This window comes from Sporosarcina sp. FSL K6-2383, from assembly GCF_038618305.1.
Classification (GTDB): Bacteria; Bacillota; Bacilli; order Bacillales_A; family Planococcaceae; genus Sporosarcina.
Map to the genome: position 1 here is coordinate 1,802,520 of NZ_CP152017.1, position 20,049 is coordinate 1,822,568.

At 40.6% G+C, this 20,049-nt stretch carries 18 protein-coding genes; 15 read left to right on the plus strand and 3 right to left on the minus strand.

The features are described 5' to 3' along the window. The first annotated feature begins 10 nt into the window (after positions 1-10). The 5 genes from MKZ10_RS08985 to MKZ10_RS09005 all read left to right on the plus strand — a co-directional run bounded on the left by MKZ10_RS08985 (position 11) and on the right by MKZ10_RS09005 (position 4,533). Positions 11-1,204, plus strand: a complete 1,194-nt coding sequence (locus MKZ10_RS08985) for a pyridoxal phosphate-dependent aminotransferase (RefSeq protein ID WP_342509902.1) — start codon at positions 11-13, stop codon at positions 1,202-1,204. Positions 1,205-1,235: 31 nt separating this feature from the next. Continuing rightward, positions 1,236-2,531 (plus strand): asparagine--tRNA ligase, encoded by a 1,296-nt coding sequence (asnS, locus tag MKZ10_RS08990; RefSeq protein ID WP_342509904.1) that lies wholly within the window; start codon positions 1,236-1,238, stop codon positions 2,529-2,531. A 284-nt stretch (positions 2,532-2,815) separates the two neighbouring features. Further along, complete coding sequence (locus MKZ10_RS08995; protein ID WP_342509906.1) at positions 2,816-3,532, plus strand: DnaD domain-containing protein; 717 nt, start codon at positions 2,816-2,818, stop codon at positions 3,530-3,532. A 10-nt stretch (positions 3,533-3,542) separates the two neighbouring features. Continuing rightward, entirely contained in the window at positions 3,543-4,196 is a 654-nt protein-coding gene (gene nth, locus MKZ10_RS09000; protein ID WP_342509908.1) for an endonuclease III, read from the plus strand. After that, entirely contained in the window at positions 4,186-4,533 is a 348-nt protein-coding gene (locus MKZ10_RS09005) for a YpoC family protein (RefSeq protein WP_342509910.1), read from the plus strand. Before nth ends, MKZ10_RS09005 begins: the two co-directional genes overlap by 11 nt. A 40-nt stretch (positions 4,534-4,573) precedes the next feature. On the opposite strand, the gene MKZ10_RS09010 is transcribed toward MKZ10_RS09005, so the two are convergent. Together MKZ10_RS09010 and recU are read right to left on the minus strand one after the other, a co-directional pair. Beyond that, the gene (locus MKZ10_RS09010; protein WP_342509912.1) at positions 4,574-7,192 is read right to left on the minus strand and encodes a PBP1A family penicillin-binding protein; all 2,619 of its coding nucleotides are present in this window, start codon (positions 7,190-7,192) and stop codon (positions 4,574-4,576) included. Positions 7,193-7,200: 8 nt separating this feature from the next. Next, positions 7,201-7,806 carry a Holliday junction resolvase RecU gene (recU, locus tag MKZ10_RS09015; RefSeq protein ID WP_342509914.1) on the minus strand — a complete coding sequence of 202 codons (606 nt, stop codon included), beginning with the start codon at positions 7,804-7,806 and terminating at the stop codon, positions 7,201-7,203. A gap of 271 nt (positions 7,807-8,077) precedes the next feature. On the opposite strand from recU, the gene MKZ10_RS09020 reads away from it, so the two are divergent. From MKZ10_RS09020 to MKZ10_RS09040, 5 genes are all read left to right on the plus strand, one after another. Further along, entirely contained in the window at positions 8,078-8,917 is an 840-nt protein-coding gene (locus tag MKZ10_RS09020) for a DUF1835 domain-containing protein (RefSeq protein ID WP_342509915.1), read from the plus strand. A gap of 231 nt (positions 8,918-9,148) precedes the next feature. Further along, complete coding sequence (locus tag MKZ10_RS09025) at positions 9,149-9,289, plus strand: hypothetical protein (protein ID WP_342509917.1); 141 nt, start codon at positions 9,149-9,151, stop codon at positions 9,287-9,289. Continuing rightward, positions 9,286-10,455 (plus strand): sensor histidine kinase, encoded by a 1,170-nt coding sequence (locus MKZ10_RS09030; RefSeq protein ID WP_342509920.1) that lies wholly within the window; start codon positions 9,286-9,288, stop codon positions 10,453-10,455. Before MKZ10_RS09025 ends, MKZ10_RS09030 begins: the two co-directional genes overlap by 4 nt. Further along, positions 10,442-11,116 carry a response regulator transcription factor gene (locus tag MKZ10_RS09035; protein ID WP_342509922.1) on the plus strand — a complete coding sequence of 225 codons (675 nt, stop codon included), beginning with the start codon at positions 10,442-10,444 and terminating at the stop codon, positions 11,114-11,116. The genes MKZ10_RS09030 and MKZ10_RS09035 overlap by 14 nt, the downstream gene beginning before the upstream one ends. A 268-nt stretch (positions 11,117-11,384) precedes the next feature. Continuing rightward, positions 11,385-12,269: a type II CAAX endopeptidase family protein gene (locus MKZ10_RS09040; protein ID WP_342509924.1), complete on the plus strand. Its 885-nt coding sequence runs from the start codon at positions 11,385-11,387 to the stop codon at positions 12,267-12,269. Between the two features lie 134 nt (positions 12,270-12,403). On the opposite strand, the gene MKZ10_RS09045 is transcribed toward MKZ10_RS09040, so the two are convergent. Further along, complete coding sequence (locus tag MKZ10_RS09045; protein WP_342509926.1) at positions 12,404-13,252, minus strand: DegV family protein; 849 nt, start codon at positions 13,250-13,252, stop codon at positions 12,404-12,406. Positions 13,253-13,678: 426 nt separating this feature from the next. Here MKZ10_RS09045 and MKZ10_RS09050 point away from each other — a divergent pair, with 426 nt between their 5' ends. From MKZ10_RS09050 to MKZ10_RS09070, 5 genes are all read left to right on the plus strand, one after another. Continuing rightward, positions 13,679-14,050 (plus strand): YppE family protein, encoded by a 372-nt coding sequence (locus tag MKZ10_RS09050; protein ID WP_342509928.1) that lies wholly within the window; start codon positions 13,679-13,681, stop codon positions 14,048-14,050. Then, entirely contained in the window at positions 14,047-16,317 is a 2,271-nt protein-coding gene (locus MKZ10_RS09055; protein ID WP_342509930.1) for a DEAD/DEAH box helicase, read from the plus strand. Before MKZ10_RS09050 ends, MKZ10_RS09055 begins: the two co-directional genes overlap by 4 nt. A gap of 464 nt (positions 16,318-16,781) precedes the next feature. After that, positions 16,782-17,435 carry a response regulator transcription factor gene (locus MKZ10_RS09060; RefSeq protein WP_342509932.1) on the plus strand — a complete coding sequence of 218 codons (654 nt, stop codon included), beginning with the start codon at positions 16,782-16,784 and terminating at the stop codon, positions 17,433-17,435. Then, entirely contained in the window at positions 17,432-18,829 is a 1,398-nt protein-coding gene (locus MKZ10_RS09065) for a HAMP domain-containing sensor histidine kinase (RefSeq protein WP_342509933.1), read from the plus strand. The genes MKZ10_RS09060 and MKZ10_RS09065 overlap by 4 nt, the downstream gene beginning before the upstream one ends. 81 nt (positions 18,830-18,910) lie before the next feature. Continuing rightward, the gene (locus tag MKZ10_RS09070) at positions 18,911-19,690 is read left to right on the plus strand and encodes a hypothetical protein (RefSeq protein WP_342509935.1); all 780 of its coding nucleotides are present in this window, start codon (positions 18,911-18,913) and stop codon (positions 19,688-19,690) included. The last annotated feature ends 359 nt before the right edge of the window (positions 19,691-20,049 follow it).

The following is a 20,049-nucleotide window of genomic DNA, read 5'->3' on the forward strand; positions in this document are numbered from 1 at the left end:
AGCGATACAGTTGACGAAACGATTAGCATCTAGGGTGAACACACTTTCACCTTCAACAACGCTTGCCATTACGGCGAAAGCAAAGGAAATGAAAGAATCCGGTATCGACGTGATTGGTCTTGGCGCGGGCGAACCAGATTATAATACACCGGATAATATCATTGAAGCGGCTTATAGGTCCCTTAAGGAAGGTAAAACGAAGTATACACCTGCTGGCGGACTACCTGCACTAAAAGATGCTATCATCGACAAACTACAAAAGGATCAAAATTTAAGCTATTCTAGACAAGAAATTATGGTCGGAATTGGTGCCAAGCACGTCCTTTATACAATGTTTCAGGTCATGTTAGATCCGGGCGATGAAGTCATCATTCCAACACCTTATTGGGTCAGTTATCCTGAACAGGTCAAACTAGCGGGTGGGGTACCTGTACATATCGAAGGCACTGCAGCGGCACAGTTTAAGGTGACGGCTGACCAAATTCGCAATGCTATTACTAGCAATACAAAAGCGATTATTATTAATTCTCCAGGCAATCCAACGGGGATGATTTATTCACAAGAGGAATTGCAGCAAATCGCTACGGTTTGCCAAGAGAAGGATATTTGGATTGTGTCTGATGAAATTTACGAGAAGTTAATTTACGGAGAAGAAAAGCATCATTCGATTGCGCAGCTGTCAGATGATGCTAAAAAAAGAACACTTATTATTAACGGTGTATCTAAATCCCATTCGATGACAGGCTGGCGAATTGGTTACGTCGCAGGCGATGCAGAAATGGTCAAGGCGATGACCGACCTTGCCAGTCATTCGACATCAAACCCAACCACGACATCACAATATGGCGCAATTGAAGCATACAACGGACCACAAGATACGGTCGAAACGATGCGGAAGGATTTTGAATCACGCTTAAACCGTGTCTATCCGCAGCTAAGTGCGATTCCCGGATTTTCAGTTATTAAGCCACAAGGTGCATTTTATTTACTGCCAGAAGTATCTGAAGCTGTCACGAAAACAGGCTTTGACAATGTGGATGACTTTGCAGCGGCCTTACTAGAGCAAGCGAATGTTGCCGTTATCCCTGGATCTGGTTTTGGTTCACCAGGGACGATACGTCTATCCTACGCAACATCGATTGAATTATTGGAAGAAGCGATTCGACGTATTCATGCATTTGTAGAAGCAAACTGGACAAAATAAAAATAGAGAATGTTAACTTTCGGAGGTTACTATGAAAACAATTATGATACATGAAATGCCAAACCATGCGGGCGAAACAGTACGCATTGGTGGTTGGCTTGCTAATAAACGGTCAAGCGGGAAAATTGCTTTCTTGCAATTACGAGATGGCTCAGGATTCGTCCAAGGTGTCGTTGTGAAAGAAGTCGTCGGAGAGGATATCTTCGCAAAAGCAAAATCGATTACACAAGAAAGTTCATTGTATATTACTGCTGAAATCACTGTCGATGAGCGTTCGTCATTCGGCTATGAGTTGCAAGTGAAAGATATTGAAGTCATTCATGAGGCTGTTGATTATCCAATTACACCAAAAGAACATGGTACTGAATTTTTAATGGATCATCGTCATTTATGGCTCCGTTCACGCAAGCAACATGCCATTATGAAAATTCGTGATGAAGTCATTCGCGCTACGTATGAATTTTTCCATATGAATGGCTTCGTTAAAGTCGATCCGCCTATTTTGACAGGCTCTTCACCTGAAGGGACGTCTGAGTTGTTCAAAACAAAGTATTTCGATGAAGACGCATTTTTATCTCAATCAGGTCAGCTTTACATGGAAGCGGCAGCGATGGCACTTGGAAAAGTGTTCTCATTCGGCCCGACATTCCGTGCAGAAAAATCGAAAACACGTCGTCACTTGATTGAGTTTTGGATGATTGAACCGGAAATGGCATTTATAGAATTTGAAGAAAGCTTGGAAGTACAGGAGCAATATGTCACGCATGTTGTTCAATCTGTCTTGCAAAACTGCCCACTTGAATTGGAAAGATTGGGTCGTGATTTGTCCAAGTTGGAAAAAATTCAAGCACCATTCCCACGCATTTCGTATGATGATGCAATTAAGTTTTTACATGATAATGGCTTCAATGACATTACATGGGGTGATGATTTTGGAGCACCACATGAAACAGCGATTGCCGAAAGCTATGATATGCCAGTCTTCATCACGCATTACCCAATTGGCATCAAGCCGTTCTACATGCAGCCACACCCTGAACGCGATGACGTTGTGTTATGTGCGGATATGATTGCGCCAGAAGGTTATGGTGAAATTATTGGAGGCTCAGAACGTGTGCATGACTATGAGCTGATGAAACAACGTATTAAAGAGCATAACTTGGACGAGGACGCATACGCTTGGTATTTAGATTTATGTAAATATGGCGCCGTTCCTCATTCTGGTTTTGGACTTGGGCTAGAGCGTACAGTCGCTTGGATTTCCGGCGCGGAACACGTACGTGAAACAATTCCATTCCCACGTTTGTTGAACAGACTATACCCTTAAACTTGAATCAATTTTATAATTTTCTATTCTATTCTCGTTGATTGTAGCGAAAGCCGTCACGAAGAACGGCTTTTGCGAACAAAAGCGAAGCGTTGAGAGCAGAGGCTGTAAAATTTCTGTAAAGGCCGCAGAAATTATTACAAATCGAACACTACGCTGTTCGATTGGCTGAAGCCGTGCCTGCGGAAGCGTCCGCCTGGAGCGGAAATCAACCTCGTTAGGATTTTGTAGCCATATAAAATTGACTTACTTGAATACCTTAATAGAAGAGAGGAGTTCGGACAATGCAACAGGAAGAACGGCTCCGAATTTGGATTGAGCAGGGGAATGTTACTATTCCCCAGCTTTTTTTTCAGTACTATAAAAGCTTAGGCATTAAGGACTTAGATGCCATGCTAATCATGCATATGACAGCCTATACCACTGCGGGGAATCATTTTCCTACACCAATGGATTTTGCGAGCCGGATGCAGATGACGGAGAATGAAGTTTCTATGATTTTACAACGACTAATGCAGCATGGCTTTTTACAAATTAGTCAAACTGAAGATCATAACGGTGTCTTGCATGAGGCATTTTCTTTGCAGCCTTTATGGAACCGTCTGCTTGAACATATTGCAAATACGGCCAATAAAGCGGAAAAAGAAAGCCAGAAAAATGCGGAAGGGGAAATCTTTTCGCTATTTGAACAAGAATTTGGACGACTTCTATCGCCAATGGAATGTGAATCCATTACGATGTGGTTAGATGACGATGGGCATAGTGTTGATATTATTCGTGCGGCATTGAAAGAAGCAGTTCTCGCACAGAAAATCAGTCTTCGCTATATTGATCGTATTCTATTCGAATGGAAAAAGAAAAATGTCAGGACCCTGTCTGATGTGGAACGTCAAACAAAGTCGTTTAGGACTGTTGGTATTCGTCCAGCAGAACAGCAACAACAAAAGACTGTTTCAGTCAAACGTGTCCCTTTCTATAATTGGTTGGAAGAACGAGATTAGGGGGGAGAACATGCTTACAAAAAAACAATGGGAAGTGTGTCTTGAGCAATTTGGCATCATGTTCCCAGATGCACATTGTGAATTGGTCCATGCTAATCCTTTTGAGTTAACGATTGCTACGCTACTATCAGCGCAATGTACAGATGTGCTTGTCAATCGTGTAACAGCTGATTTATTTCAAAAATATAAAACACCAGAGGATTATTTGGCGGTAGATATTGAAGAGCTACAGTCAGATATTCGTTCAATTGGTTTATTCCGCAATAAAGCGAAAAATATTCAAGCCCTAAGTCAAATGCTAATCGATCAATTTGATGGGGAAGTACCCGCCAATCGAGATGTTATGATGACATTACCAGGTGTCGGTCGTAAGACAGCGAACGTTGTCGTATCCAATGCCTTCGGTATACCGGCTATTGCTATAGATACCCATTTAGAACGCGTAGCGAAGCGTCTCGGCATGAATAGATGGAAGGATTCCGTGTTAGCTGTTGAGGAAAAAATAATGCGATGGACACCGATGGATAGATGGACGGATACACATCACCAAATCATTTTTTTCGGAAGATACCATTGTAAGGCGCAAAACCCTGGATGTAACGTCTGTCCACTCCTGCCATTATGCAGGGAAGGGAAGAAAAGGATGAAAGCTGATGCCAAGTGATAAAAATCAATTCGATAAAGAGTTGTTCACGCCTTATTTCGAACAATGGCAACTCGTGCGCGGTGAAATAGAAGCATTTTATAATCAGAAAGATTCACGAGCTGTCGAGTTAATGAAGATAGCTTGTCAGAGTTATTGTGAATTGCTGGAGCTCGGTGGAACAGCTTATGATGATCGCAAAGAGAAAGCCGTTTTCGTGCTACTTCCTTTAAATGGGGAGGAACGCTTTGAATTTATTAAAGCAAAAATTGCGAGTCACTATGCATTTGTTCAGTTAGATGCTCTTATGATAGAGACAAAAAAGAAAGTTGCAAGACTCGCCATTCGGAAAAAGTAACAAAAAAAGCGCCCTAGTTGGACGCTTTTTTTGCTGTTTATTAAGGTGTTCCATTATCGGATGTTGTTCCATCGCTATCGCCTGGATCGGTATTTGTCGTACCGTCATCGACTGGTGGAGTGTCATCTGGCGGTGTCTCAGTATTATCGTTTCCGTTATTACCATTATTACCGTTGTTGCCATTATTGTCGTTACCGTTATCATTTGGCTGACCGTCATCACTGCCATCATCCGGGTTGCCATTATTGTCATTTGGATCCCACTCGGGAATTTCTTCCTCCAAATCTTCAATTTGAAGTGAAGTTGTTGCGGGAGGACTCTCGAGTTCACCAAGTTTAGCAATAATAGAAAATGAATATAGACGTCCAGGTTCAACACCTGGGAATGAGAGAGACAAATCCTGTGTCGTTGTCATCTCTTTCATTTCACCACCGTCAGCATTAGCAAAGACAGTAAATTCAATTATGCCATCAATTTCCTCAACATCTGGTGCGTTATGTTCCCAATTTAATGTAATAGAGTTTGTGTCGACATCGTGCAGAGCTGTTACATTATTGGGTGCCTCCAACTCCGTAATTTCTTCTTTAGCCATCTCAGTTGGTGCAGTTCCTTTCACAAATAACTCTGTACGCTTTAAATTATCAGGTGTTGTACTGCTTGCTAAGAGAAGCGGATTGGTACCAAATTCAATAGTTGCTTCTTCCACAGTGTTAGGCTTTTGGAAGCGTGCTGTATTTTTTCCGGCTGAAATATCACTCATGACCATTTTGAAAAGATTTTGCGGTACATGTCTACCTTTGTCGTATGTTTGAATTGGAGTCGTATATTTTTCATAACCACCCCAAACAGCAATTGTGTAATCTGTCGTGTAGCCTGCAAACCATGAGTCGGGGACATCTGTATTCTTCATACCATTCTTCTTAATAATGTCGGAAGGGTAGTTAGTTGTTCCCGTTTTTCCTGCAATATCTAACCCTGAAATATTTGCCCTTTGTCCAGAACCAAGGGACATAACATCGCGTAGAATGTCCGTCACCATATAGGCAGTGGAATCTTTCATAGCGATGATAGATTCAGGTGTCATCTTCTGCTCGGATGTACCATCTCTGAAAATAATTTTTTGAATGGCATGAGGTTTCGTATAAATACCGTTATTGCCAAATGCCGAAAAGGCGCCAGCCATTTGCACAGTAGAGAAATCATATTCTCCGCCACCAATCGCATTAGAAGAATTTAATTTATCGTATGGCAGCCCTAAATTTCTAGCAAAATCTCCGGCTTTTTGTGTGCCTACTTCTTCAAAAATTTTAATCGCAGGGATATTACGAGATTTGTATAAGGCATCTCGTATGGATATGCTACCTAAAAATTTCCCGTCAACGTTACGGATTGCTTGGTTCGTCCCTTTATAGTTGTACGGCTCATCTACAGTCGTATAACCGGTAGACCAGCTGAAGTTCTCAATTGCCGGACCGAAGGAAAGGATGGGCTTAATCGTAGATCCAGGTTGCCGCTTTTGGTCTGAAGCGAAGTTCCAATCGAGTCCAGAATAATTTCGACCTCCGCCAACTGCAGCAATAGCACCTGTTTGTGTATTGACGACTGTCATAGCAGCTTGCATGTCATCTGATTCAAACAAGTCGGAAGTACTTAACGCATTTTCAACTGCTTGTTGTGCTTTAGGGTCTAAAGACGTTTGAATTTTCACACCTTCGGAAAGTAAATGGGATAGATTGGCTTCTTCTAATTCAGCCAATACAAGATCAACATAGGCCGGATATTTTGTTTTGCTAACCTGTCTTTTTTCTTCAGAAAGAAGTAATGATGTGATAGGTACTAGTTTTGCTGATTCCATTTCTGCTTTTGTAATTTTTTTATGCTGATACATTAATCCAAGAACGATATTTCGGCGTTTTTCTGCCCGTTCTGGATTTTTATAAGGATTATAACCATTTGGACTTTGTGGCATTCCTGCTAATAAAGCAATCTCGGGTAGTTCAAGCTCCTTCAAACTTTTACCGAAAATTTCTTTGGAAGCCGTTCCGATGCCATACGTATTTCCAGACATGAGAATTTTGTTGAAGTACATTTCAAAAATTTCTTCTTTTTCATATTTACGTTCAAGTTGGAAGGCAAGCCAAGCTTCTTGTGCTTTCCTTTTTAATGTTTTCTCATCTTTTAGGAAAGAGTTTTTAATGACTTGTTGCGTGAGCGTGCTGGCCCCTTGAGAACCGAACCCACTTCTGAAGTTGGCAATGACGGCGCCACCAAGTCGCCAGAAATCCATACCGTGGTGTTTATAAAACCGAACATCCTCCGTTGCTAAAATTGCATCTTTGACAGATTGAGGAATTTCCGCATAAGGAACAAATTCTCGTTTCTCTGCACCTGATTTCATAAATACATTCCCGTTAATATCAAGCAAATCAGATGATAGTGGGTCTTTCAATAGACTTTCATCGAGATCGGGAGCGGAGCTGGCGTAAAAGGCAAATAATCCTGCACCGCCAAGAAGTCCGGCAAAACCTATAAGGACAAGCACAAGAAAGATTTTTTTGATGATTGACTTAATACCTTTTGGTTTATTGCCTTTCTTATTACTACGTTCAGCTTTGTCTTTTTCACGTCGTCCCGTTCTTGAATTTATATGATCACTCATTTTACTTCCTACCTTTCATTCGCAACATGCGATAGAGCTTGTAAATAATCGAGTCTTGGATTGTAACCGGGTAAAACTTCAATACCTACATCCTCAAACTCTGCCAAAGTCATTGATTTTCTTCCGCCTGCCTTCATTCTTTCCCAATATTTCTCGAAACTATCATAAGGGATGATAAAATAACGGTCAAGTACAGTGAATTTGATAATGAAAAAGACAACACCGGCTTGTTCTGACACACTTTTCATATGATTGACCTGATGCTCATGAATATTTTGTAATGGGAAAGACGTTACACTTTTTGTTTCTTTTGCTTCAAAATCAATATACTTACCTTGCCATACCCCATTGAAATCTGTTGTTGAGGGCGTTCGAAAATAGGCCTCTGTAATAACAGCTGCACTTCTAGCAGGATACTTGACGTTGACAATTTGGATAGGCACGGGCTTTTTATGGATGACAGCTATGCCGTGGCTTACATAATATTCATTTGTGTCATTCAATTCATCCTCCAATGATTTCCCACGATTACTGAATGACAGATTGCTTTTTTTCGGCAGACTACTTTTCTGAACGGGCACGTATTTCTTACCATTCGGATACCGTATTGTCATAGTTACCACCTCGCATTTTACTATCATACCATATCAATTGGACGAATTAAGGGAGGGAAAGTTTCAAGATGATGAACATGTGTATGACAGGTTAGTCGAGAAAATGGCTGATAATGGCTATACTTGAGAGATTGAACGGGAGTAATCTGTTGAACTACGCTCGGCTACCCCTGTTAGGCGCTTTCGCTAAAGATTATTTAGAATCATAGTTACACACTATAAGAAAGAACGAACAGCAGTCAACGTAAGCATTTGAAAAGGAGGCAGGTATATGTTTCATATTTTATTCGGTCGATCCCAATCAGGCGCATTGCAGCATGCACTTAAAAAAATGGGTGTTCATAAGACAGAGACAATCATTTCGCTTTGGGAAATACTCTCAATAGGTCCAATTCAGAAACTTCAAAAAAAAGATGGGGTGGAGAATAGATTCGTCTGGTTAGAACAACATATGAATGATAGATTTAATGAGTTGCCCGACCATAGGGAAAGTTTCGAAAAGGCATTGGAACAATTGCATTCGATTCCGGAAGGTCTTCCGATTACAATTTGGATTGCTGAAAACGCACATGAGCAGACAGGTTTGCGCTTTGTCCTTCATCTATTGAAAGATCGGACAAATGCAATCACTACTATTAATACTACAAAGTATTATAGTGAACTTTTCAATACTAGAGATGTGAGCTATATCAGTAGTCATACGGGTGAAATAAGTTCCGACAGATTGCGGCTAATCTACGAACAAAGTAAGCTGGACAAACCTTTGGGCGATTCTGAAAGGACGGAACTTGAACAGGAATGGATGACATTGGCGTCTAGTTCTAGTCATGAATTATTGCGTATTTATCAGGATGAGAAGATAGAAAGCGTATCAATTGACCATTATGACTCCTATATCGTCAATCTTGCGAGGCAACTTCAGCGTGAATGTGGGCCGGAAGAATTTATGCCAGCGATGAGATTGATTGGCGAGGTCATCGGACATTTGGAACAGTATGTAGGTGATGATTTCTTAGAATATCGTATAAGAATACTAGTTCAAGATGGTATATTTGAAATGAAGGGGAAATTCGAAGGCGTACGGTTTTATAGCATCCGTTTGACAACCTGACTTTTTCATAGAAGTAAAACCCTATGCTAATCAATATCATACGCTGTTAGATGAATGGACAGTGAAGCCGAAATACGTTCATCCTGTTCAAATTGACTCCTTAAATGATTTGATGAAGCAATTTATTGCGCAGTCCTTTTACCCTAAAATAGGGGAGGCGTTTTGTCTTATCTATCAATTCGGCGGAATATCCGTTTAAAACGATTTTAGATGCAATAGAAGTGGCTAACAATGGGGAAAGAACAAGATAAAGCAGTCTGCCATTCACGAAGTGCTGAAAAGCTACGACAGAATCCTGATTTTCCGACGAACATCGCTCATTATAAAACGATTGACTTTAGAAATCTTTGTGGAAAGGATGGATACCTTTGAAAAAAGTTTTTTATTTTATGGATTGGGGTATATTCGGGCTCCGATCCTATATTTATCTTTTGCTATTACTACATATTTTAAATGAAAATGAATATTCACCTCTATTGCTTGTGAACGTCGTTTGGATTTTAGCGGCCTATTTTATTCCAATGTTTTTCTGGTTTCCACAACTAAGGATGAACAAGGAATGGTTCATCTTACTTGAACTACTTTTAGGAGGATCCTATTATATTAAATCATTCATGCAAGCCGATTTTTTAGGGAGTGTCGATTATCTTATTCCGAGTCTTGCAATCGGATACTTAGTGACAAAGAAGACTGCCTGGATTGCGCCTGTACTATTATTACTTCCCTTTGTCAGCATATTATTTGGGGAAATTACATGGGATTTGGCACTCCGTTCAAGCATAGATAACTTACTCTTCTTTTTTATAGGCATTTGGGTCAATTTCATTGCCAGTGCCTATCATGAGAAAAATGCATTGGCTAAAGAAATTGATGAACAGAATAAATTGTTAACTCAATATGCCGCGGAGATTGAAAGGATGACCCTGTTAGAAGAACGAAATCGTATGTCCAAGGAAATGCATGACACCTTAGGACACTCTTTTATTTCCCTTATTATGAGCCTTGATGCTGCAATTGTACTTTTAGACAAAAAACCCAATATAGCCAAAGAAAAGCTGATTAGTATAAGAGAACTGACAGAACAAAACTTAGATGAGATGAGAGACATCGTGCACAAAATGGGGGAAGAAGAGAATATAAGTCTAGTAAATCAAGCCGAGAAACTCATCGACAACTTTCGGGAATATACTGGAACGGTAGTTCGCCTTACTCTGATAGGAACAGAACGAACAGTCCGCTTCGATGTGCGGCAATCGATATTTCGGGTGATACAAGAAGCGTTTACTAATGCATTGAAACATGGAAAAGCATCGGAAATTGACCTGAAGCTCCACTTTACTCCATTAACCTTGCATGTTACCATTCAAAATAATGGAAAATCTTTTGATAAGATAGAGTATGGATTCGGCTTGACAACAATGAAGAATCGGATTGAGATGTTGGGCGGTACCTTTTCAATCTCTGCCTTAGAGACCACTGGTGCTGAAATCAGATGCGAAATACCATTGAAAGGGGATAAGTCGTATGCCGAATATTAAAGTACTCATAGTCGATGATCAGGAATTGATCCTTGAAAGTCTAAATATAGTACTTGAGATGGAAGACGATATCGAGGTTGTAGGATTGGCTAAGAATGGTGAAGAAGCCATCAGCTATTGTGAAAAATTCCAACCAGATATCATCCTTATGGATATAAATATGCCTGTTATGGATGGTGTTGTTGCAACAGAGAAGATCAAAGCCCGATTCCCGTTAACGAAAATTATTATTCTTACTTCGTACAAGGAAGTTGAATATGTTTTGGCAGCTTTAAGCTATGGAGCCGAGGGCTTCCTGCTTAAAGCCATCCATCCCAAAAACCTTATAGCAGGCATACGAGTGGTTAATACAGGAGGTACATTGATTTCTCAAGAAATGGCAGATAAGATGATTAAAAGTATGCTGAAATCGACTAGAGATACAAGCACTTCTGAACCCAAATTACTTGAGAAAAACAATGAATACGGACTTAGCGCCCGCGAAGTCGATGTTCTTCACAAACTGGCGCAAGGTCTACGCAATCAGGATATCGCTAACGCATTATTTCTTAGTGAAGGTACAGTTAAAAATTACATCTCGAATATTTATTCAAAATTGAATGTAAAAGGAAGAAGAGAAGCTACCTCAAAGGCTAGGGAAACAGGGATTTTAGATAGTTAAGAACACCATATAAAGAAGAATTGGATAACCTACTCAAAGCTGGCATCTTAACGGATGTCGGTTTTTTTGATGTAGATTATTTGTCGATGTGTGAGAAATCGGGAGTGATCGTCTCTTTTTTAATAATCTATTTTGCTGAATTTATATGACCATAAGATGACTAAATGGCACTCCTGCCGTATGACTTTTTTAAAGTATAGTATGATTTGTAACCTGAAGTATCGAATATGAATAGAAATCGTAAAAGGAAAAGGAGAGATAATTTATAATGAAAAAGACTAATACGCATGATAATGGGGTTTATAGTGGTAGAAGAACATCTAAATTTATGTCGTTCTTGCAGTTCCCTCTCATCTGGATGTTTGTGGGGGCTCTCGGTATCGCCCTTATCAATCTGGCATACCTCTTGATATCCAAAGATTCAAATGCACTAGTATCCATCGTAATTGCAATTGTTGGATGTGGTGTTGCAATTATTTTTTACTGGCTCGTAATGAAATTCTTGGCGCGACGTCAGGTTACTGAACTTCTGCACCAACGTCCGGTATCGGAAATAATGTTCGGCGGTGTCGTCGCTTTTATCTTTATCGTCATTTCAGCAGTTATCGTCGTTTTATTTGATGGGTATTCATTCACATGGGAAGCTGGAAACGTTAGTTCTATCGTTCTGCCTATTATCACAGCATCACTCGGCGCTGCCGTGATAGAAGAATTAATCTTTCGGGGGCTGTTCTTTCAAGCAATTGAAAAAATGGCTGGGAGTTGGATTGCATTGGCCCTGACATCCATCTTCTTTGGGATTGTCCACCTCGGCAACCCCGGAGCTACGATTTGGGGGGCTTTCTCTATTTCCGTTGAAGCTGGTGTTTTACTAGGTGCAGCTTTCCTTTGGCGGCGCAATATTTGGTTTGTCATTGGCCTCCACTTCTTTTGGAATACAATACAGGGACTCTTAGGTATCCCTGTCTCAGGACATCCTTCTACGGGTCTTTTTACACTCGAAGTTGCAGGCCCGGCCCTTCTCACTGGGGGCGAATTTGGTCTTGAAGCATCGATAGTGACCGTCATAATGGGTCTGCTAATAGCCATCCCAATGCTGATCCTTGCTCGCCGCAAAGGGAATTTCGTATCCCGCCGTCAAGATCCAAAATAACATTCGGACCCGTTGGATAAACCATTGGAAGGCTGGATTTTTGGGGAAATAAGTATATGAGAGCCAGAACAAATAAGCTGACTGCCATTTAATAAAAGGCAGTCAGCTTATTTCGTTAGTAGGGATATCTATACTCAGTACCACACCCAGCTTAAACCTGTTGTCCCTTCACCCGCATGAACGCCGACGCAAACGCTGAGAGGAAGCACTTGAATTTTTAAACTTGGAAATTCTAGCAACAATTCGTCTCGCCAAGTACTCGCATCATTTGTGTTATTGCAGTGAATGACTGCAATTTCTGAAATGGTGCCTTTTGTCATGTCAATGCGCAATAAATCGGTGATGTTTTTTCTGGCTCGCTTGGATGCCCGAACTTTTTCTTTCATTACAGGCTTGCCATCCACAAATGTGATAATGAGCTTGATGTTCAGTAAACTACTTAAAAATGCTTGTGTACCGGAAACTCGACCACTTCTATGTAGCTGTTTTAGGTTAACGGGTATGAAGGCTAGCTCGGTATTTACTGTCATCTTATTGATAGCGGTTACCACTTCTTCCACATCATGCCCTCGTTCAATCATTTCACTGCCGACTTCAATCATCTTAACCATTGGATAAGAACCAATTTTTGAATCAATCGGATAGATATTGAAGTCAACCATTAGTGCAGCCGATCGAGCAGTGTCAATCGTACCTGACATGCCACTAGAAACATGCAAAGCAATGGCGCAATCATAGCCTTGTTGTTGTAATTTTTCATATAGGGTCATCATCTCACCAATAGCGGGTTGAGAGGTTTTAGGAGGTATTTTTGCCATATTTAATTTTTCATAAAATTCATCTTGTGTTAAATCAATGTCTTCTCTAAAAGTACCGTCTTCAAATACAACACTTAGTGGTAAAATATGTACATTATGTTTTTGGATAAAAGATTCGTCAAGCTGTGCAGCAGTATCCGTAATCCAAGCAATTTTTTTCGTCATAATAAAGCGACTCCCTTTTTATGATGCGTATTGTAAGCTGTCTATTAACGCTAATGTATCCCAGGTGTGGATAGAGCACTAGTGACACTTGTCATATAATGCCGAAATCTCATGGACGATGACATAATTTGAACATAATTTGAATTAGCGGAAGTGAAAAATCCCCGCTAATTCAAATTAACCTCCGGCGGATGTCACAAATTTTGAGGGGAGTTAAGGAGGGCAGTCTAAGTGCGCGACGTCCTGTCGCAACGACTGCATGACCTACTTCGTGTAGGCCTCAAGCGCAATTCAAAATTGGGACTCAATTACGCCAAGGCGTAATTGATCTTGCATCAAAGTTGAGGAATATATGTTCTTGTGAAGATGGTACATCCCATTCCTTTCTGCTAAAATAAAAGAAACGTCCGGAAAGGGTGTATCCAATTGAATCTACAACAAAAAACTGAAAGATTACTTGCAGTTTGCAGGGAATGTTTCGAACGCCATGCACAAATGAGGGAACTCGATCGAGAGCCTGATTTTTTCATAGAAGTTAAACCATATGCTGATCAATATCATACGCTGTTGGATGAATGGACAGCGGAAGTGTCTGAATTCATCAAGACAGCAAAGCCGAAATACGTTCATCCCGTTCAAATTGACTCCTTAAATGATTCGATGAAGCAATTTATCGTGCAGTCCTTTTATCAAAAGACGGGAAAAAAACGTTTTGTCTTATCTATTAATTCGGCTGAATATACGTTTAAAACCATTTTAGATGCAATAGAAGTTGCTAATAAAGAGGCTAGGGCATGATGAAGCAACCAGCTATTCACGAAGTATTGGAAAAGTTAAGGCAAGATCCCGACTTTTCAACGAATGTGGCTCACTATAAAACGATTGAAGGAAAAGAGGCAGTTTACGCTGATTTTCCCAATGAGCTTCATCCTTCGATAATCAAAGCATTGGCATCCAAAGGGATTCACCAGTTATATAGCCATCAGCGGGAAGCATTTGAATTGGCTTCCAATGGCGCGTCATTCACGGCAGTTACACCGACAGCTTCAGGGAAATCACTCTGTTATCACCTACCCGTTATGCAAAGTATTTTGGAGGATGAGTCTTCACGTGCGATTTATTTATTCCCAACAAAAGCACTGGCGCAAGATCAGCTAGCAGATCTGCATGAATTAATTGAAGCGAGCGAGGAAACGATTCTTAGTTATACCTATGATGGCGATACAGCGCCTGGACTACGTTCTAAAGTGAGAAAATCGGGTCATATCGTATTGACGAACCCGGATATGCTACATTCGGGTATTTTGCCGCATCATACGAAATGGGTATCGTTATTTGAGAACTTGAAATATATCATCATTGACGAGCTACATACGTATAAAGGTGTGTTCGGCAGTCATGTTGCCCATGTGCTGCGCAGGCTGCAACGAATCTGTCACTATTATGGTAGTGATCCCGTGTTCATTTGCACCTCAGCAACGATTGCTAATCCACAGGAGCTTTCGGAATCGCTAACCAATCAGGATATGCAGTTGATTGCTAACAACGGAGCGCCTGCAGGAAAAAAGCATTTTGTATTTTATAATCCACCTGTTGTTCATCCGACGTTTGGCATTCGGAGAAGTGCAGTGCTAGAAGTGCGAGATGTCGCGGCGCTGCTATATCGTGAAGGCATTCAGACGATTATTTTTGCGAAAAGTAGAGTAAGAGTTGAAATGCTCGTCACTTATATGAAGGAACTGACGAAGAAAAAATTGTTCGATGAGACGGTGATGGGCTATCGGGGAGGTTATTTACCTTCGGAACGACGTAAAATTGAAAAAGGGCTACGTGAAGGAACAATTCGCACGGTTGTCAGTACGAATGCATTGGAGCTAGGCATTGACATCGGGCAATTGCAGGCGTGCATTATGACGGGTTACCCGGGAAATATTGCGAGTGCTTTTCAGCAAGCAGGGCGTGCAGGAAGGCGACAGGAAGAAGCGCTGATTATTTATGTCGCCCAATCTGTCGCGCTCGATCAATATATTATTGAGCATCCTGATTATTTGTTAGGCCAATCTCCTGAAGAAGCACGCATTCATCCGGATAATATGTTTATCTTAATGGATCATCTGAAATGCGCTTCGTTCGAATTACCTTTTTCATCGACCGAAGCATACGGAGAATTTGAAGTGCAGGAATTACTTGCTTTCCTAGAAAGTGAAGGCGTCCTTGTCAAGACAACAGACAAATGGCATTGGATGACGGAGCGTTTTCCAGCAAGTGAAGTGAGCCTGCGTTCTGCCTCTCAGGAGAACGTTGTTATTATCGACAAAACCCATCCGAAAGCCACAAGAGTGATTGGTGAGATGGACCGTTTCAGTGCGATGACACTACTTCATGAAGAAGCCATCTACATTCACCAAGGGACGCAGTTTCAAGTTGAGATATTGGATTGGGATGAAAAGAAAGCGTACGTCACTGAAGTGGATGTCGATTACTTCACCGATGCTAATCTCGCAGTGGAATTAAAGGTGATGAATGAGGACCAAGTACAGTCATTTGGACAACGAGAGGCGGCTTACGGTGATATTGCCGTGCTTGCGATTCCGACTATTTTCAAAAAAATACGATTTGATACTCATGATAATATCGGCTCCGGACCGATTTCATTACCAGCAGAAGAGTTACATACATCGTCTACCTGGTACACCTTCGATATCCCAGAAGGATGGACAGGTGCCGGCTTAACTGATGCGATGACAGGGGCTGCTTATGCGATTCAGTCATTCATCCCACTGTTTGTGCGCTGCGATAAGACGGATATTCACGTTGTCCCACAAGTGAAGGCAGTGCATTCTGGCAAACCAACATTCTTCATCTATGATAGTTATCCAGGTGGTATTGGGTTAAGTGAGAAAATATTTGATCGTTGGGATGAATTATTGCGTCGAGCAGCCGATCATGTATCGTCATGTCGTTGTGCGTCGGGATGTCCAGTTTGTATTGGGGCGCAAGAGGCTGGGATAGGCATGAAGCAAGATGTCGGTTCATTGCTCCAAACACTGGCAAAGGAAAACTAATTGATGAAGAGGGTGAGAGGGAACGTTAAAAATGTTCTCTCAAACCCTCTTCTTCAATTAATTTAGAAACTATCTTGCGATTGATACCTGTACTTTTTTCCAGCTGCCGACAACTGATTATGGAAGAGTATTTTCATTTGGAGAAGCTGAATTCATGTTTTTATTCTCCAAAGCCTTTAAAGCAATAAATATTATGAATTACGAAGGTAAGATTGAAGACTCCTGCGTTTTTATTGATATATCAGATGTATTTGGGGCATATTTTAAAAAATTCCATTCAATTTCCTATGTGAAAAGTCATTTCATGGACGTTTACTGCACCAAGGTTCTATATGGCTAAATTCGCCGGACTATTTTTCTTATAAGCAAACGGGCTTTGTAATCAAATCAACTTTTGATTGTAATTTTACAACTCTATAACAAGTTGATAGTAATATTAGTATAAAAAGGGGAGTGAAAATATTGTGGCGGTCATTTTAATTGTTGAGGATGAAATATCAATAAATGAATTGATTAAAAAGAATTTGCAACTTGTGGGGCATAAATGCACTTCGGTCTTTGATGGGAAAGCAGCTATTTCCGAAATACAATCCCAAATATATGATCTAATCATTTTAGATATAATGTTGCCTGAGTTAGATGGCTTTGAAGTGTTTGGGAAAGTAAAAGAAACACCAACGATTTTCTTAACGGCACGTAATAGCTTATTAGATCGCGTAAAAGGATTATCTATGGGCGCTGACGATTATTTGACTAAGCCTTTTGAAATGCTGGAGCTGTTTGCTCGTATTGAAGCCGTCTTAAGGCGAACCCAAAAAAATAACAGTTGTTTTGAAGTTGGATCAGTGAGGATTGATTTTGACAGCTATCAGGTATTTTATATGGGCCAGTATGTGGAATGTACCCCTAAAGAATTTGAATTACTAGAAGTGTTGGTCAAAAATCGTAATATTGCATTGTCCAGAGACAGACTTCTGGAACTTGTGTGGGGGTATGATTATGAGGGTGATACCCGAACAATTGATGTTCACATTCAAAAGCTACGAAAAAAATTAGGCTTGGAAAATGTGATAAAGACGGTCTACAAGGTAGGTTACCGTCTGGAGGTCAATCTATGAAGTATCGAACTTTTTTTACAACGTTACTACTTTTTCTCATTACCTTTAATCTTGGAATACTTATTATATCCTTTGCTATGTTCAAAGATACGGTTAAACATGCAGAGGAAAGAAGCCTGGCAGATCATTATATTATCACATCCTCGGTTGTAAAAGATTTTAATGCTGTTGAAAGCCGTGGAATCCAGCTAGAGGGAGCTATAGATTCTCTCCTCCAACAATATAATAACTTTTCAGGAGATCAAAAGGTTGGATTTGTACTTTATAAGAATGATCAGTTTGTCTATTCAAATCGACGGGAAAATGTATGGAAGGACCATTTAATGAAGCCACTGGAGAATGGTAATCGGGTAGTTTCGTTTCAACAGTTAGACCATCGTACTTATGTCAATGTTTCTGGAAAGCTACCTGCACCATATGACTCTTATACAATGGTGTATCAATATGATGCGACAGATGCTATCACAGCATGGGAAAAGATGAAAAACATGTTGTTCTTAGTGGGAATCTTTCTTTCCATTTTTCTTGCTTTAGGTCTTATATTACTGCTTAACCGTATATTCAAGCCGTTGGCACAAATTACTCAAACATCCCGCAATATTGCTACTGGCGCTTACGAAACTAGACTCCCGGTATCCGGAAATGACGAGTTGTCTGAAATGGCGCAAAGCTTCAATTATATGGCGGAGGAAGTCCAACATCAGATGGCGGAGTTGACTACCGCAGCAGAGAAAAAGCAGCAATTCATAGACAATTTTGCCCATGAGCTCCATACACCCTTAACTGCTATTTACGGGTACGCCGAATATTTGCAAAAGGCAGTCATGACTGAAGACGACAGGATGTCCGCACTCAATTATATTATGTCGGAAAGCCAGCGTATACAAGCACTGGCTAATCAATTGCTCAATCTAGCAAACCTTAGAAATGATCAAATCGCTTGGGAAGAGCAAAACATAACCGATCTCTTTAAGTCTGTCAAACAGACCTTACATAAAAAGATGATGGAAAAAGAAATTCAAATCGAATTTCATAGTGAAATTGATGTCATTTGGGGCGATGGTTATTTGTTGAAAAGTCTGTTTGTCAACCTAATGGACAATGCAATCAAGGCGTGCGAATCGGGAGGACAAATCAACGTAAATACTGTCATGAAAGCAGGAAAGAGTATTATCAGCATCAAGGATAACGGTAAAGGGATGCCTTCTGAAATAATCCAGCATATTACGGAACCTTTTTATCGTGCAGAGAAATCACGAAATCGCAAAGAGGGCGGAACCGGATTAGGCCTTGCCATCTGTAAACAGATTGTTTTGCATCATGGGGCGGAGCTAGAGTTTATAAGCCATTCCGGCGAAGGAACGACAGCAAAAGTAATTTTTACAACTTCATAATAACTTGATGATGATTCTACAACATGGCCATCTTATACTACGTATTGTGATCACACACAAAACGATGAGGGAGAGATTCAGATGAAAGTAAACAAGTTGGAAAGAATTGGCTTAAAGAAAACCATATTGACGGCTGTAGTGGCCATTGGAACCAGCGCAATCCTGTTCCAGGGAGTCACATTGGGGATGACGGAGTCGGAAATCAAAAAAACAAATACCATCCCTACAAGCTATGCGGATTATACGACAAACAGTTTGCCAGAAGGCTATACCAAAGCAAATTATACGGTGGGTGCAATTGACGATGATTGGTACCGCAACCAAATGCCAACAAGTAAAGACATAGCAAAAGTAGATGCAGCTGAAATAGGTGCTCAGGCCCTTTGGGAGATATTTGACCTGAATCTAGAAGGTCAGGTGATTGAAATGGGCTATCAACAGGCAAGCGAAAGTTATTCCCGTACGGTCTGGACCGCTGAAGTGTTGATCAACGACAAGAAAAGTTATTATTTCTCTGTGGACTCTGTAACCGGAGAATTATTTTCCATTGGTCGAATCACCCCGCTGGATGAAAAGGTTCACCCAGCCGTTGATCCAGCTATTGATAAAAATCCACAGGAATATGTTGTGCTAGCAAAGAAACTTGCGGAGAAATATAACGTCGTTCACAGCGCAGTCAAGTCAGTTGAATACATCGGTCAGGGTTATAAAACCGATGGTAACGGCAGCTATAAACATATGATTTCCGTTGATATCACAGGCGAAAATGGTGAAGTTGCTTTGATGGATTTCTCTAGAGATGATAAGGCATTGGATAGCATCATATTTAATTCGGAATTCAATGAAAAGTTCATGAAGTAGGCAAGTAAAGAGCCGAAGAGCTTGAGGGCGATGGGCAGTTATAAAAGACACGTTACCTAGGGACGTGTCTTTTATCTTTCAGTCTGTAACTAACGACGTCACTTCGGTGAAACGATTAGGTAATGCAGAAGAATATTCATGTTGATGGTGTAAATCCATCCTCAAGGAGACTGACCTAGCTTGAGAAATCTAAACTAGGGCGTAATCGTATAGAAGTCGTTCAATCCAAGCAATCCAGAAGCAACTGTACACGGAACGCCTAGTATTTAATTAACCAAATCTGTAAAATAAACTTACTTAACAGTTTCAACGTATTCAGTTGGTAAATACGTGTCTACAAGCTATGTTTGATATATGAG

Coding starts and splice junctions, on each gene's coding strand:
- MKZ10_RS09055 (WP_342509930.1), top strand. CDS start 14,047: ATGATGAAGCAACCAGCTATTCACGAAGTATTGGAAAAGTTAAGGCAA.
- MKZ10_RS09070 (WP_342509935.1), top strand. CDS start 18,911: ATGAAAGTAAACAAGTTGGAAAGAATTGGCTTAAAGAAAACCATATTG.
- MKZ10_RS09010 (WP_342509912.1), bottom strand. CDS start 7,192: ATGAGTGATCATATAAATTCAAGAACGGGACGACGTGAAAAAGACAAA.
- MKZ10_RS08995 (WP_342509906.1), top strand. CDS start 2,816: ATGCAACAGGAAGAACGGCTCCGAATTTGGATTGAGCAGGGGAATGTT.
- MKZ10_RS09005 (WP_342509910.1), top strand. CDS start 4,186: ATGCCAAGTGATAAAAATCAATTCGATAAAGAGTTGTTCACGCCTTAT.
- MKZ10_RS09045 (WP_342509926.1), bottom strand. CDS start 13,252: ATGACGAAAAAAATTGCTTGGATTACGGATACTGCTGCACAGCTTGAC.
- nth (WP_342509908.1), top strand. CDS start 3,543: ATGCTTACAAAAAAACAATGGGAAGTGTGTCTTGAGCAATTTGGCATC.
- MKZ10_RS09065 (WP_342509933.1), top strand. CDS start 17,432: ATGAAGTATCGAACTTTTTTTACAACGTTACTACTTTTTCTCATTACC.
- asnS (WP_342509904.1), top strand. CDS start 1,236: ATGAAAACAATTATGATACATGAAATGCCAAACCATGCGGGCGAAACA.
- recU (WP_342509914.1), bottom strand. CDS start 7,806: ATGACAATACGGTATCCGAATGGTAAGAAATACGTGCCCGTTCAGAAA.
- MKZ10_RS09035 (WP_342509922.1), top strand. CDS start 10,442: ATGCCGAATATTAAAGTACTCATAGTCGATGATCAGGAATTGATCCTT.
- MKZ10_RS09020 (WP_342509915.1), top strand. CDS start 8,078: ATGTTTCATATTTTATTCGGTCGATCCCAATCAGGCGCATTGCAGCAT.
- MKZ10_RS09040 (WP_342509924.1), top strand. CDS start 11,385: ATGAAAAAGACTAATACGCATGATAATGGGGTTTATAGTGGTAGAAGA.
- MKZ10_RS09025 (WP_342509917.1), top strand. CDS start 9,149: ATGGGGAAAGAACAAGATAAAGCAGTCTGCCATTCACGAAGTGCTGAA.